This is a genomic window from Pseudoalteromonas issachenkonii, assembly GCF_002310795.1.
In the GTDB taxonomy this organism is placed as follows: domain Bacteria; phylum Pseudomonadota; class Gammaproteobacteria; order Enterobacterales; family Alteromonadaceae; genus Pseudoalteromonas; species Pseudoalteromonas tetraodonis.
Map to the genome: position 1 here is coordinate 1,257,129 of NZ_CP011030.1, position 14,647 is coordinate 1,271,775.

12 protein-coding genes and 1 tRNA gene are annotated in these 14,647 nt (G+C 40.1%); 7 read left to right on the forward strand and 6 right to left on the reverse strand.

What is annotated here, in order from left to right; translation table 11 throughout:
• Positions 1 to 256 precede the first annotated feature (256 nt).
• Together PISS_RS05840 and PISS_RS05845 are read left to right on the forward strand one after the other, a co-directional pair.
• A complete protein-coding gene (locus tag PISS_RS05840; RefSeq protein ID WP_058154419.1) occupies positions 257 to 1,957 on the forward strand; it encodes a cyanophycinase in 1,701 nt (566 codons plus the stop codon).
• 112 nt (positions 1,958 to 2,069) lie between these two features.
• Positions 2,070 to 2,621: a flavodoxin family protein gene (locus PISS_RS05845; RefSeq protein WP_058154420.1), complete on the forward strand. Its 552-nt coding sequence runs from the start codon at positions 2,070 to 2,072 to the stop codon at positions 2,619 to 2,621.
• 47 nt (positions 2,622 to 2,668) lie between these two features.
• Here the strand turns inward: PISS_RS05845 and PISS_RS05850 are convergent, their stop codons facing one another.
• On the reverse strand, positions 2,669 to 3,265 hold the full coding sequence (locus tag PISS_RS05850) for a hypothetical protein (protein ID WP_058154421.1): 597 nt from the start codon (positions 3,263 to 3,265) through the stop codon (positions 2,669 to 2,671).
• 388 nt (positions 3,266 to 3,653) lie between these two features.
• Here PISS_RS05850 and PISS_RS05855 point away from each other — a divergent pair, with 388 nt between their 5' ends.
• From PISS_RS05855 to PISS_RS05865, 3 genes are all read left to right on the forward strand, one after another.
• Positions 3,654 to 5,147: an acetyl-CoA hydrolase/transferase family protein gene (locus PISS_RS05855; protein WP_058154422.1), complete on the forward strand. Its 1,494-nt coding sequence runs from the start codon at positions 3,654 to 3,656 to the stop codon at positions 5,145 to 5,147.
• A 169-nt stretch (positions 5,148 to 5,316) separates the two neighbouring features.
• Positions 5,317 to 5,565 (forward strand): hypothetical protein, encoded by a 249-nt coding sequence (locus PISS_RS05860; protein WP_008114111.1) that lies wholly within the window; start codon positions 5,317 to 5,319, stop codon positions 5,563 to 5,565.
• 147 nt (positions 5,566 to 5,712) lie between these two features.
• Entirely contained in the window at positions 5,713 to 6,297 is a 585-nt protein-coding gene (locus PISS_RS05865; RefSeq protein ID WP_232311341.1) for a class I SAM-dependent methyltransferase, read from the forward strand.
• A gap of 17 nt (positions 6,298 to 6,314) precedes the next feature.
• On the opposite strand, the gene PISS_RS05870 is transcribed toward PISS_RS05865, so the two are convergent.
• From PISS_RS05870 to PISS_RS05890, 5 genes are all read right to left on the reverse strand, one after another.
• A complete protein-coding gene (locus tag PISS_RS05870) occupies positions 6,315 to 8,042 on the reverse strand; it encodes a GGDEF domain-containing response regulator (RefSeq protein WP_058154423.1) in 1,728 nt (575 codons plus the stop codon).
• A gap of 18 nt (positions 8,043 to 8,060) precedes the next feature.
• On the reverse strand, positions 8,061 to 8,483 hold the full coding sequence (locus PISS_RS05875; protein ID WP_058154424.1) for a response regulator: 423 nt from the start codon (positions 8,481 to 8,483) through the stop codon (positions 8,061 to 8,063).
• On the reverse strand, positions 8,480 to 9,961 hold the full coding sequence (locus tag PISS_RS05880) for a PAS domain-containing sensor histidine kinase (RefSeq protein WP_058154425.1): 1,482 nt from the start codon (positions 9,959 to 9,961) through the stop codon (positions 8,480 to 8,482). The genes PISS_RS05875 and PISS_RS05880 overlap by 4 nt, the downstream gene beginning before the upstream one ends.
• 625 nt (positions 9,962 to 10,586) lie before the next feature.
• Positions 10,587 to 10,663, reverse strand: a tRNA-Pro gene (locus PISS_RS05885).
• A gap of 116 nt (positions 10,664 to 10,779) precedes the next feature.
• On the reverse strand, positions 10,780 to 11,403 hold the full coding sequence (locus tag PISS_RS05890) for an arylesterase (protein WP_058154426.1): 624 nt from the start codon (positions 11,401 to 11,403) through the stop codon (positions 10,780 to 10,782).
• On the opposite strand from PISS_RS05890, the gene PISS_RS05895 reads away from it, so the two are divergent.
• Positions 11,404 to 12,117 (forward strand): ABC transporter ATP-binding protein, encoded by a 714-nt coding sequence (locus PISS_RS05895; protein WP_008114127.1) that lies wholly within the window; start codon positions 11,404 to 11,406, stop codon positions 12,115 to 12,117.
• Positions 12,107 to 14,608 (forward strand): ABC transporter permease, encoded by a 2,502-nt coding sequence (locus tag PISS_RS05900; protein WP_058154427.1) that lies wholly within the window; start codon positions 12,107 to 12,109, stop codon positions 14,606 to 14,608. The genes PISS_RS05895 and PISS_RS05900 overlap by 11 nt, the downstream gene beginning before the upstream one ends.
• The last annotated feature ends 39 nt before the right edge of the window (positions 14,609 to 14,647 follow it).

The window sequence follows — 14,647 nt, forward strand, 5'->3', positions numbered from 1 at the left end:
GACACGCTAAGCCCCTCACTGTGAAAAAGTGAGGTGGTGGGCTACTCGTCAAACCACTCCGAAAGGTAGTGTGGTGAGTAGAAATATGTTGTAAGCAAACGTGCTTTTTTAAACATAATTCTCATTCCAAAAGGTTTTTGACAAAGCCAGCAAAGGGGTGCTAGCTTACTCGCGTTTTAAAGTTCCTTTTTTTTATAGCAAGTGAGAGACGCTCTCGCAAGTTATTTCTTATAATTTTTTACATGAGTATAACATAATGGAACGAATATATTTACCAAACAAACGGTTAGCTAAATCGCGCATAATAACGGCTCTTTTTTCGTTTTTCATTGCTTTTTCGCTGCAGTTAAGCGCAAAAGAATCTGAACAAACGTTAGTATTAGTCGGCGGTGCACTCACAACGTGTGCTAGTTTAAGCCCTAAAAATTGTGAAAAAAATACACAAATTCCGGGTAAAATACATAATGTATTTGCGCTCTCCCACGCTAAAATTAGTCAAATAAAGCAACAATGGCCAAGTAAAAATACGCAAGCTAAAAACAAAACTATTAAAAATTTAGCAACAATGCAGGCTAAATCATCACCCACATTGTCAAAAAAAGAGCTGTTATGGTTATGGCGCGATATTGATAGTAAACAGCTCAATAGTTTAACGGATCAAGAATATAATTTTGTAATAGATATGCTTGAAGTAGCGCAGCTGCAGAGCGACGATACGCGACTAAAAGAGCAGGTCAATACCGCGCTTAATAGCGAATCCGCCGCGACAGATATTTTGAAATTTATATCGGGCAGTTTAAAAGTAAAAAGTACTAATCCAAGTATACTAGCCATTACCGCCTCAAGCAGAGACCCTTATGAATCTGCTGATTTTTACGAAGGATTACTTCGTTTTCCCAATGTAAATTCACAATGGCTTGCATTAACCCCTGCGCTTGCTAAAGCAATAACCACCAATAAATGTGATGATTTAAACACGCTTAGGCACTCTGAAATGGGGCTATATCAACGTGAACATATTTACCCTGATCGCACTCAAGCAGAATATTTGCTGTGTAAAAGTGGCACAGACGCTCTAGTGCAGCTAATCAAAAATAGTACCGGTGTTATGTTTAATGGCGGCGATCAAAGCTTAACGCGCAAGGTATTGTTTGATGAAAATAATCAGCCATATCCATGGACAAAAGCGTTACAGTCTCTTCCTGTTGTTGTAGGTACAAGTGCAGGCACCGCAGTGCAAAGTGGCGGGCAAGCGCACGGTGGTAATGTGGTTATGATCACTAATGGCACAAGTTTATCGGCATTGAAAGAAGGCGCGCAAGCCATTGATGCGCCCAGTGAGCGCTCAAACAGCGATAGTTTAACTTACAACCGCTTTGGGGGTTTAGGCACATTTAGTTACGGTGTACTCGATACACACTTTAGCGAGCGAAACCGTACATTAAGACTAGGCACTTTGCTCGACAGCTTTGGTGCAAATCAAGCTCAACCCGCATTTGGTTTTGGTGTAGACGAAACCACCGCCTTAGTGGTTATTAAATCTGAATCAGGGAATTTAATGACCGTAATTGGTAAAAATGGTGTGGTGATGGTTAAATCAACAGGGCAGGCTCAGGCTGAAACTAAAACCTACAGTTACTCGTACTGGCCTGCTGGCAGTGTGATTGATATTAAAAATAATGATTTTACCTTAAGTCAGCGCAGTATTAGCCAAGCATTGCCAGCAATTAAAATACCGCCTTTGCCGGTTCAGCGTTTCGGCAATATTTTAACGGATGCCAAATTGCGCTCTTTAACGCAAGCCATGTGCTTGAGCCAAGAACAAACAGCTGTTGGTCAGCAAGATGCGTTTATTATTAGTCTATCAACTAAGCCTGAGTCGGCTTATCACCGTATTAGTGCTGCGCAGTATGGCTGTGCGGTGAGTAATTTAGAAATTGCAGTGAGTACCTTTTAATTTAATGCCACGCAAGCTAATTTAATTAAACACGCTGCTTAGTTGATTTTAGATTAAGCGGCCATACTATAGTTACAAGCGTGTTTATTAAATCACAACAAAAGGAAGGTTCATGAGTAAAGTAGCGGTTATTTATTTTTCGGGATATGGCCATACCAAAAAAGTGGCTGAATTTGTAGCTGATGGAGCAAACGCTCAGCTTATTGCAATCGATGAGAATGGCGACATAAAAGACACCGATTGGGATGCATTAAACAATGCAGATGCCATTATATTTGGCGCACCTACCTATATGGGCTCATATCCTTGGCAGTTTAAAAAGTTTGTTGATGCTACCTCTAAAGTTTGGTTTACCATGGGGTGGAAAGACAAAGTATTTGGCGGGTTTACCAATAGCGGCAGCCTAAATGGCGACAAACAAGTCACCCTAATTAGTATGCAAACGTTGGCTTCGCAACATGGTGGAATTTGGGTAAGTCTGGGGTTACCACCGGCCAATAAATTGGAATCAACTCGTAAAGATATCAATAACTTAGGAGGTTCGGTTGGTGTATTAGTGCAATCACCTACTGATGCAGATGAATCTGCAATTCCATCAGGCGATTTAGAAACGGCTCGTTTATACGGCGAACGTGTAGCTGATGTAGCCAAACGCTTAAAGTAAAAGTCACTCGATAAAATAAGTTAAAAAAGCCACATTGTGTGGCTTTTTTAGTTTGATAATTCCAATTTTTGTTGTTTGTGCTCTAGCTGGTATAAGCTTGAAAATTGACGTTTATGCACTTCAAATAAATACGCTCTTAACTGCTCTTTACCATGGTGAATATGCTTTATTTTAGCTGCTATGCCACACTCACTGTGCCTAACGGGTTCTATGTCTAATGATATAGCCGCTTCATTGGGTAAAATAAATTGCATATTTTGTAACTCATCAAGTTCACTGTTTATTGATGTGGGTTTTAAAAATATTCCTGTGCTTGAGATAGATTCAATGCAAAAACCTTGGCTTTGAATATTTAATTCACTTAATCGCCAGCTACGTTGAGTGCCTTTAGTATCAATCACTTCTGGGGCTGCTAACACAGTACTGAAATGGCCTAATTCATCGGTTTTAAATTGAAGTGGAAACCACAGTTGGTAATGAGCTACTTCTGCTAATAGGGTTAATTTAGCCTGACCAAGTAAATGCGCAATACCATCTGGTATTGATGTTTGTACTGTTAGTTTTGTTTCATTAATTAATGCTGTACTTTGACTAGGTTCAAACAACCCAGATAAAAAGTTAATTTCTTCGTCAGACAAATCCATGTATTTTCCTTAATACGTAAATCGTAGATTCTATTCCTTACAAGGTTACTGCCCAATGAATGACCAGTTTATTATTTTGTAAGATTTGGCCTATACGGCTTTATTTTTATACAATTTATAATCTCAGCTTTCCTGGCTGAATTTATAAGTAATTGATTTAAAGTAATTATATTTGTTTTTAAGCTTGTTTAGTTAAATGATTGAATAGATTTTTTGGTATTCTAACCCCAATAACAGCAATAAGTTAAGTAATAAAGTGTACAAAATTAAAGCGCTCTGCAACGTTTTTATACCAACAATGCGTAAATGAGACTTAGGTCTAGCTTACGAAGCATAAGGAAATACTTAGAATAGCGCCCAAATAATAATGGGGTTTAAGGGGTTCCAAATGCAATTAGAACGAATTCGTCGTAGTGACTTACACAACAAAGTGATGTCTGCAGAGCAGGCCAGTTTATTTATTAAAGACGGCATGACCGTGGGCATGAGTGGCTTTACTCGTGCTGGTGAAGCGAAAGCTGTACCACGTGCACTTGCCGAGCGTGTACTTGAAAACCCAATGAAAATTAACCTAATGACGGGCGCGTCATTAGGTAACGACTTAGATAAGCTACTTACTGAATCAGGTGCGTTAGCGCGTCGTATGCCATTTCAGGTAGACAGCACATTACGTAAAGCAATTAACAACGGTGAGGTCATGTTTATTGACCAGCATTTATCAGAAACTGTTGAACAGTTACGTAATCATCAGTTAACTATGCCTGATGTAGCGGTGATTGAAGCCGTTGCTATTACAGAAGAAGGCCACATAGTACCTACAACGTCAGTGGGCAACTCAGCAAGCTTTGCTATTTTTGCTAAAGAAGTAATTGTAGAAATTAACATGTTACATCAGCCAGAGCTTGAAGGGCTGCACGACATATACATTCCATCGTATCGTCCAACGCGTACTCCAGTGCCGCTAGTGAAAGTAGATGACCGTATCGGTAGTACTGCTATTCCAATCGATCCGGCTAAAATTGTGGGTATTGTATTTACCAATCAAAGTGACTCATTTTCAACAGTAACCGACCCAGATGCCGATACCGCCTCTATTGCCCGCCATTTAGTTAACTTTTTTAAAGAAGAAGTAGCGCAACAGCGCATGCCTGCAAACTTAGGCCCATTACAAGCGGGTATTGGTAACATAGCCAATGCAGTCATGATGGGTTTATTAGACTCAGATTTTAAAGACCTCACTATGTACTCAGAGGTACTACAAGATTCTACCTTTGATTTAATTGATGCGGGTAAACTTAATTTTGCTTCTGGGTGTTCAATTATTTTATCAGAGCGTTGTAACGCACAAGTATTTAATAACCTTGAAAAGTACCGCGATAAGCTAGTACTTCGCCCACAAGAAATGTCGAATCACCCTGAAATTGTGCGTCGTTTAGGTATTATTGCAATTAACACGGCACTTGAGTTTGATATATATGGCAACGTTAACTCAACCCATGTATGCGGTACTAAAATGATGAACGGTATTGGTGGTTCAGGCGACTTTGCACGTAATGCGCATGTATCAGTGTTTGTAACTAAATCAATTGCTAAAGGCGGCGCTATTTCAAGCGTGGTACCTATGGTAAGCCACGTCGATCATACCGAGCACGATGTTGATATTTTAGTGACCGAGCAAGGCCTTGCTGATTTACGTGGATTAGCGCCACGCGAACGGGCTGTTGAAGTAATTAAACACTGTGTACACCCAGATTATCGCAACGCTATGCTTGATTACTACGAGCGTGCTTGTGTACGTGGCGGCCATACGCCTCATATTTTAGAAGAAGCATTCAGCTGGCATACCCGCCTTGAACAACAAGGCACAATGAAGCAAAGCTAATACTTAAAACCCCGCATTTGCGGGGTTTTTACAAATACTTTTAATTTTGCTTTACAGAATGTTGTTATGACTTTGCCTATAAGGTGGTTTAAGTTTTTACTGTGTGCTGTAAAATAACCGCATATTATTGACAGACTCGCTATGGCGAGCAACACATAGAGCAACCACAATGGAAAACAAACTAACCGCAATCGACACTCTCGCTGAACTTGAAAGCTTTTTACTGCAAGTGGAAAACGGCGGTTTAGGTTTAACTGGCGTAGCAGGCGTCGGCATGGCAACTAACAATGCCGACGGCAGCCGTTTTGTCGCGGTGTTTGATGACAAGCAACAACTTTTATTAGCCCGTGAAATTACCGAAGAGATTTTTCAAAGCGGCCAAGATATGGTGCGCAACGGCGTAGGGCGTAAGCACTAATACCTTACTACTAATTTAAAAAGCGCCAAATGGCGCTTTTTTTGTGGTTTTATTTTAAACAGGTGTTAAATATAAAATAAATTTAAACAAATGGCACACTATGTAATGGTTTCACTAGTTTTATTATGTAAAAGCGAAATAGCTCAGGTGAAATCATCAATATTCAACCGTTATCAGGTGTTAGTTAGTATGGACTTTATTGCTATCGGACTTTTCTTTTTAGTCCTTCTAATCGCTTTATCTATTGTTTGGGGAACGCTAAAAACGGGAATTTCACCGATGATGAGCTCAAGCAAAGCGCGCCAAACTATGCTTGCTGCAATAAGCATGGATGAAAAAGGCGCATTAATTGATTTAGGTTCAGGTTGGGGAACGCTTGTTATACCGGTTGCCAAAAGGCATCCTAATAAACAGGTTATTGGCTATGAGTTATCGTGGTTTCCTTGGTTAATTTCAATGCTTTTTAAATATAGTTTAGGTTTAAATAACCTTACCCTCTATCGTAAAGACTTTAAAAATGCCGATTTTAGTACAGTGTCTACTCTGGTGTGTTACTTGTTTCCAGGTGGTATGGTAGCGCTTGAAGAAAAGTTAAAACATGACGTAGTTAATAATAAAATCACTATTGTGAGTAACACCTTCGCTTTGCCATCATATAAACCAACTAGAATGATCAAGCTTAAAGATTTTTACCAAACACCAATTTATGTGTATCACTGGCAACCCAAATAGAGGAATATTATTTAGGGTCAGTGCTTAGTTGATGTCATATTTTTTATCCATAAGTTCATCTTCTCTGCAGACATTGGTTTGGCAATATAATAGCCTTGCCCATGATAGCAACCCATGCCTATAAGTACTTTTTCGAGCTCTTGTGACTCTATCCCCTCTGCAACTAGGTTATACCCAAATGCTTTACTTAGCGCCACGATACACGTAACGATGGACTTGTCTTCATGGTCTGATAGGAGCTTTTTAACAAAGCTTTGATCTATTTTTAATGTATCTAAAGGTAATTTTTTTAAATAACTCAACGAAGCGTAACCTGTACCAAAGTCGTCTAACGCAATACTTACACCTAAATTTCGACAACCATTGAGAACGTCGACTGCCTGTTCAACGTTTCCAATTGTAGTGCTCTCTAAAATTTCTAATTCGAGGGTTTTTGGTTTTATATTATTAGTGCTGATGAGTAACTCTCTGAGGTTTTCAACAAAGCCCTCACTAAGCAAATGAGCTGGAGAGATGTTTACACTCATAGAAAGATGATTTCTTGTCCAAATTTTATGTTGTTTTAAGGCCTCAGCAAGTACCCATTCACCAATTAATATACCAATGTGTGGGTGCTCTAATGCCTCTGAAAAGTGACCAGGGTAAAGTAAACCCAAAGTAGGGTGATTCCAGCGTATTAAGGCTTCAACGCCAATCAACTGGTGATCCATCAAATTGACCTTTGGTTGATAATGAAGAATAAACTCTTTGCGAGCAATGCCTTTTTCAGCAGCCAATAATAAATCATGTTTTGCATGCCTTAGGCTTTCTTCTTCTGGATCAAAAAACAGAATTCGGTTTGTTCCTGATCTTTTTGCTTGGTACATTGTTTGATCGGCTCTGCGTAAAATGTCATCACAAGTTAAGCCATCATCACTGGGAAGTGCTACGCCGATGCTGACTGAAATTTGAACGGAGCACGAAAACTCTGCTAATTTTATTGGGTCGTTTACCTCAATCAGCACCTCTTGTAACAGAGTCTCATATTCTTGTATCGTGTGCGCAGCCCCTCTTAATAAAAAGATAAACTCATCTCCGCCAATACGCGCGAGTGTATCTTCTTTGCGTAATGTGCTTTTTAGTCTTTGGGCAATAGTTTTCAAAACGAAGTCACCGGTTTCGTGACCGTATTTGTCATTAATGGGTTTAAAATTATCTAAATCTAAATAGGCAACGGCGAGCTTTTGCTCAGATGTAATGGCCTGTTGGAGTTGATCAATTAAAATAGGGCGGCTTGCTAAGCCTGTTAGGCTATCGTAGTGTGCCATGTCATGAAGTTTTTTTTCTAAGTTTGCGCGTTGAATGGAGCTAGATATAGAGTGTATCAACTGATCGCTTTTTAATTGATTTTTAAGTAAATAATCGCTTGCTCCTAGCCGCATAGCTTCTGCTGCTATTTTTTCATCTCCTAAGCCCGTGATCATAATCACAGCACAGTGGTTATTTTCAGTCTTTCTAATATTATTTAGCAGGGTAAGCCCCGATCCGATACCTAATCGGTAATCAACAATGACACAATCAAACTCACCATGTTCAAGATAAGACATCGAGCTTTCAATAGAGGATGCCTCTGAAATTTTCGCCTGTATATTTGAGCGAGATATCATACGACGTATTTGTTCTCTATCAACCGCATCGTCATCAACAATGAGTAGGTTAATACTGTCGCAGGTTTCAAAATTATCTATTGAAGTTATCATATTCATATCTCTTGCTAAGATGGCTTATTCAAGCTCAACGGCATGTATATAAGCATCCATAAGTGTCGCTAATTTGGCAAACTGCGGGCCAATTGCATGTTTCACCATATAACCTGCTACGTTGTTATGGTACGCGCGAGTGCGGTCGTTATCCTCATTGGAGGTTGTTAGTATAAATACAACGGTATCGTTTAATTTTTTATCTTTACGAATGTGCTCTAAAAATTCAAACCCATTCATTACTGGCATATTCAGATCTAGCAATACTAAGTAGGGCTCTGATATTTCTTTTTGTTGTGCTTTTTCTCGTAACGCATCTAACGCCAGTTTTCCATTTTGTTTCCAAATTATTTTAATTTTAGGATCTACTTTTTTTAGGCTTCTTGTTACGGCTTCCGCGGCAACATCATCGTCCTCAACAAGCAGTATAGATAGATTTTTAATCATAAATTCTCTTTCCTTGCAAAGCGCGGCCACCAAACATGAAATGTAGACCCTTTTTGCGGTTCATTTGAGCTAACGGAAATGCGCCCACCATGAGCTTGTGCCAGACGCCGACTAATAGACAGCCCAATACCTGAGCCCGACTTATCATCAGAGGTTGTTTGAAACAAACTAAAAATACGCTCGTAAGCCTCTGCTGGTATACCGGGGCCATCATCAGTCACAGTGATATGGCAAAGCGTATTTTCTGCTACACAACGAATCTCTATAGTTCCCTCTTTACTGTCGTGGTGTTTAATAGCGTTACTTAACAAATTGCGAACAACGGTTTCAAGCGGCGTCCATGCAGTGACGATGGTATTTAATTGAATGTCTTTATGAAGCTTCATTCCAGCAGGTAAATCTAACAGTTCGGTGACGTTAGAGATTAATTTATGAATATCGATTACTTGAGTATCTTGGGTAGCTTTCCCCGCCCTTGCATAGGCCAATAAATTATCAATTAACGTCTCCATTTTATGAATACGATCATCAATACGCGTTAAGTTGTATTCTACTTCAGGCGTGGTAGTGCCCAAATCTTCTTTTATCCATTCAATTAAGTTTGAAATCCCCCGCAATGGAGAGCGTAAATCATGAGAAGCTACATAGGTAAACTCCTTCAAACTTGTGTTATTTTCTTTTAACTCAGTTTCCATTCGTTTTCGTTCTGTTATATCTAACAACGAAACAAATACCATGTCTTCATCATTGGTGTTTATAAAAGGACTCAAGCCTACTTCAACCGGGAATTCTTTACCGTCTCTGTGTAACGCGGTTAAATCTCTGCCTACTCCCATCCTTCTGACACTGGGTTCACGATGAAATGAATGACGAAGTGCTGAATGATGTCCTTGGTAGCGCTGCGGTAATAACATTTCCATTTTTTTATCGAGTAGTTCTATTTCACTGTAGCCAAAAGATTTGCATAACGATTGATTTACCGCTTGTATAATGCCTGCTTGGTCAACTATTAACACACCATGTGGCGCAGCCTGAATAGATCGTTGAAACATATTATTTGCGCGCAGCCTTTGCGATATATCAACCAATGTAGCTAAAACTAATTCTTGTTGTCCGTGTATTGGGTTTAAACCTATTTCAATTGGGATTTGCTTACCACTTTTTTGACTCGCAAATAACTCACGGCCTTCACCCATTAAGCGTTTTCGAGGGTTAGCAAAAAACTGACTCATCAAGTGGGTATGATTGGCTTTAAATTGAGCTGGAAGTAAACTATCTATGTTCATCCCTATGAGTTCTGAATCCTCATAGCCCAGTATTTCAGATAGTTGACTATTGGCAAAAAGGATCTGAGCATCAGTATTAACTACCATTGCCCCCATGGGTAAACAACTAACTAGTTGAGTTAAAAAGGCTTCGTTCATATTTACATTTGAGCTAGGTGAATTAGATTTTTTATTTACTTTTTTAAGGTCCATCAAGCATCCCGCAAGTAAATGTAGTTCCTATAATATAGTAATAGCCGAACAATTATTGAACAGCAAATTTAGCGGAAGATCCTGTTATTTAAATGCTCATTTTAATAGTTTCTTCTTATATTTTAGCGAGTCATCATGGGTGAAAAAGGTGCATTGATTTAGGGTTGGGGTGGGGAATATTAGTTGTAGTGCTTATTAGATATAGCTTTGTTTAGATAACCCTAAACTCTATCGCAAAGGATTCAAAAATGCTGATTTTAGTTCTGCTACTATTTGTGTTAACTGTTTATTGGCGCTCGGCATGGCTTGAAAACAAACTAATGTATAGAAAAGGCCCAAATCTTGACTTCAGACATCATAATTATTGAGTGCCTGCCCACAGCTGCATATCAACGAACTCAAGCCAATACATCAAAAATTAAAAGTAGGTATGTGCTTCTTTATTATTTGAAAAGTATTTAACTGTGGCGTCACATAATCTCAATACCTCTGAAATCAAAAAGCAGGAAAACAGCTAATAAATTGGTTGGTGCGATAAATGTGCGATATTTTTTATTATTAAATTAGGTAGTGCGAAAGGGAAATGGTTTTTACTGGATAAAACTGAGTTTTGAAAGGATTTAAATGGTCGGTATGGAGAGATTCGAACTCTCGACCCCTGCCACCCCATGACAGTGCGCTACCAAGCTGCGCCACATACCGACTTCGACTGCAATAGTACGTGTATTTTTAAAAAAATCAATAAGCATTTGTTTGTTTGGATGTTTATTGCGCAAGCGTTTAATATTAAGCGCTTGCGCCAGAAGTTTTACACGGCCTTACTCTTTATTTAACCACTGGTTGATCGTGTTATACATTTCATCTCGTAGTATTGGTTGCGCAGTTTTGTTAGGGTGTAAGTTATCGTTTTGCATTAGCTCGCTTTTGCCTGCTACTTTAAGTACAAAAAACGGCATTAAATACGAGCCTGTGGCTTTGCTAACACTGGCAAAACTATCGGTGAACATTTTACTGTAACGTGGGCCATAGTTAGGTGGAATATAAATTTCCATTAGCGCGGTTTGTGCATCTATTGCTTGGCTTTTTTCAATTAGAGCGGTCAAGTTGTCTTGCATTTTAGTAACTGGAAAACCGCGTAGGCCGTCATTAGCGCCAAGCTCTATGAGCACATGAGTTGGTTGATATTGCTCAAGCAATGTATCAAGTCTGCGCAGGGCGCCACCAGTGGTTTCACCACTAATACTGGCATTAACTAAGTTGATATTACGTTGCTCGGCATCGTATTTATCTTGTAACAATTGCACCCAGCCTTGTTCTTGTTTTAAGCCATAGGCTGCGCTTAAACTGTCACCAAGTATTAAAATCGTGTTGTTAGCTGCCGCAGTAAGGGGGTTAATAACTAAAAATAAAATAAATACAAAACGTAGGATTGAATGAGTCATATGTCAGCGCTTTCTCAATTAAATATAATTCAAGTAAATGGTTTGTCTAAAGTTGTATCTACCCTTGAAGGTGAGTTGTCCATCCTCAGCGACATCAGCTTTAATGTCAAGCACGGTGAGTCTGTTGCTGTTGTTGGCACGTCGGGCTCAGGTAAATCCACTTTATTAAGTTTATTAGCAGGGCTTGATACGGCAAGCAGCGGCGAAGTAATGTTAGATGGGGAGCCGCTGCACGAATTAGACGAAGAAGCGCGGGCCGCACTCAGAGCTGCAAAAGTTGGCTTTGTATTTCAGTCTTTTATGTTGGTACAAAGTTTAACTGCACTTGAAAACGTGATGCTACCAGCAGAGCTTGCAGGTAAAGAAGACGCCAAAGAACAAGCGCTCGCTTTGCTTGAAAAAGTAGGCTTAAGCCATCGGGTTGATCATTACCCGTCGCAGTTATCTGGTGGTGAGCAACAACGTGTTGCGATTGCCCGTGCATTTGTGGGTTCACCAAAAATATTGTTTGCCGATGAGCCATCAGCTAACTTAGATAGCAAAAATGGCCATATGATTGAGTCGTTATTATTTGATTTAAATAAGCAAAACGGTACAACCCTCATTTTAGTCACTCACGATGAAGCCTTAGCACAAAAATGTGAACGCATTATTCAAATAGAGGCGGGGGAGCTGGTACAAAATTCAACAGAGGAAATGGCAAATGTGGGCTAAATTAGCGCTTAAATTATTTTCTCGTGAGTTTCGCCGTGGTGAACTAACCGTAATAAGTGCTGCCATTGCTTTAGCGGTATTAACCGTGCTTACTTTATCTATGGTAACTGAGCGAATTGCACAAAGTATTGCACAAAAAAGCAGTGCATTTATAGCAGCAGATCGTGTTCTTGCCAGCAATCACGCTATAGATACCGCCTTTATAACCAAAGCAGAACAACAAAACTTACAAACTGCACAAATGGTGTACTTTGACACTATGCTGTTTGCAAACGATCAAATGCAGTTTAGCTCGGTGAAGGCTGCATCAAACAGTTACCCGCTTAAAGGCCAATTGAAAGTTAAGTCGGGTTTGAATGCCCAAACTGAGGTTGCACCCGGTGCGCCAAGCCTTGGTAACGTATGGTTAAGTGAGTCAGTTTTTTATAGCTTAAACATAAACGTAGGCGACCAAGTTGAATTAGGTGCCGCGTTATTTAATGTTGAAAAGGTGATTGTAGAAGAACCCGATGCGCCATTTAATGTGTTCTCTAGTAGCCGTAGGGTGCTCATAAACATAGATGATGTGGCAAAAACCGAAGTAATACAGCCAGGCAGTCGTGTATTTTACCGCCAGTTATATGCAGGTGATGAAAACGACATCAATAGTTTTTACGACTGGTTAAAGCCGCAACTCAAAGAAAACCAAAACTGGTATGGTGTAAAAGACCGCCAGTCTCCTATTTCAAATAGCTTAAACAGAGCCGAAAGCTTTTTATTGTTAGCAGGTTTGCTGGGCATTATATTAGCCGCGGTTGCTATTGCAGTATCGGCTAAGCGCTATTGTGAGCGCCAATATGACCCAGTCGCAATGATGAAAACCTTAGGTGGCAGCCGCGATATGATCCGCAAAATTTACCTTATGCACTTATTAATGGTGTGTACCATGGCGGTAGTCGTTGGCCTTGCTATTGGTTACGGCTTACAAGAAGTTGCAACTGGTTACCTTGCAAAAAGCATGGGAACCGAACTGCCCATGGCAGGGTTAAAACCTTGGCTGGTGGCTATTAGCACCGGGGTTATTTGTGCGGTTATGTTTTCTATTAAGCCATTGTTAGATTTATTTGATATTCCACCACTTAGAGTGCTTCGCCGTAATTTAGGCGACCGCCTTGCGGTAAGTAAAATCCATTTAGGGCTTAGCGCCTTAACGGTATTTTTATTAATGTGGTTATTTAGTAACAATATTAAAATTACCCTTATTTTATTTGCCTCAACGCTTGCGCTTATTTTAGTGTTGTTTTTAATTTCTAAATTAATATTTGGCGGGGGCCGAAAGCTTGGCTTAAAGCCAGGTAACAGCTGGTCGTTGGCTATTGCGTCTATTCAAAAGCGCGCCAACGTTAATGCGGTGCAGCTAATTAGTTTTTCGCTAGCGATTAAATTACTGTTGTTTTTAATTGTGCTAAAAAACGACATTATTTCGGATTGGCAGTCTCAGTTACCAAGCGATGCACCTAATGCCTTTTTGGTTAATATTACGCAAAATGAGCTGGATCCGGTAAATGAATACTTAGCGCAAAAAGGCATTCAAGTGTCGGAGTTTTACCCAACGATTCGTGGCCGCGTGAATGCAGTAAATGGCGAAGCAGTAGCACGTGAAGTGTCATTGCAAGACAACGAGAAAAAAGACGAAGAAGCCCGCTCAGGTATTGGCCGCGAGCTTAACTTAACTTGGCTTGAGGAAGTCCCTTCACAAAATGACATTATCGATGGCCAGTGGTTTGGCGATGACGCAGTAGCTGAGGCCTCACTTGAAGAGTCGATGATGAAGCGCCTTGATGTGAAAATGGGCGATACCCTCACGTTTTTAATTGGTGCGCAGTCGTTCGACGCTAAAATTACCAGTGTACGTAAAGTTAATTGGGCCACGCTTAAACCTAACTTTTTCATTATTTTAAGCCCTGATGTGTTGAGCAGCTTTCCGGCCACGTATATTTCATCAGTACGTATTGAGCCTGAGCAAAAGCGCGACTTTAGCCAGCTATTGCGGGCATATCCCACTATTACAGCGATTGATGTAGACAACTTTGTTAAACAAATTCAATCGACTATTGAGCAAGTGTCGTTAGCTATTGGCTTTGTACTGGCTATTGTGGTGTTGTGTGGCGCGTTGGTACTTATATCGCAGGTGCAAGCAAGCTTAGGTGAGCGGATGCAAGAAATTGTGATACTGCGTACTTTGGGCGCTAAAAGCCGATTAATCAAAAATGCCACCTTGTATGAGTTTTTATTACTGGGCGGTTTAGCCGGACTGGTGGCTGCATTTTTCAGCGATATTGCGTTATTGATTGTTCAGCAGCAAATGTTTGATTTAGCGGGTAAGCTGCATCCTAATATTTGGATTATAGGCCCCGTTGCTGGCGGCGTGTTTGTAGCAGGGTTAGGCTATTTTATGATTGCCCGTACGCTTAAACAAAATACCCAAGGCTTAGTACGCGCATTGGCGTAAACTTTGCGGCCAAATAGCGTTTAAATGCCTACTTTTTAA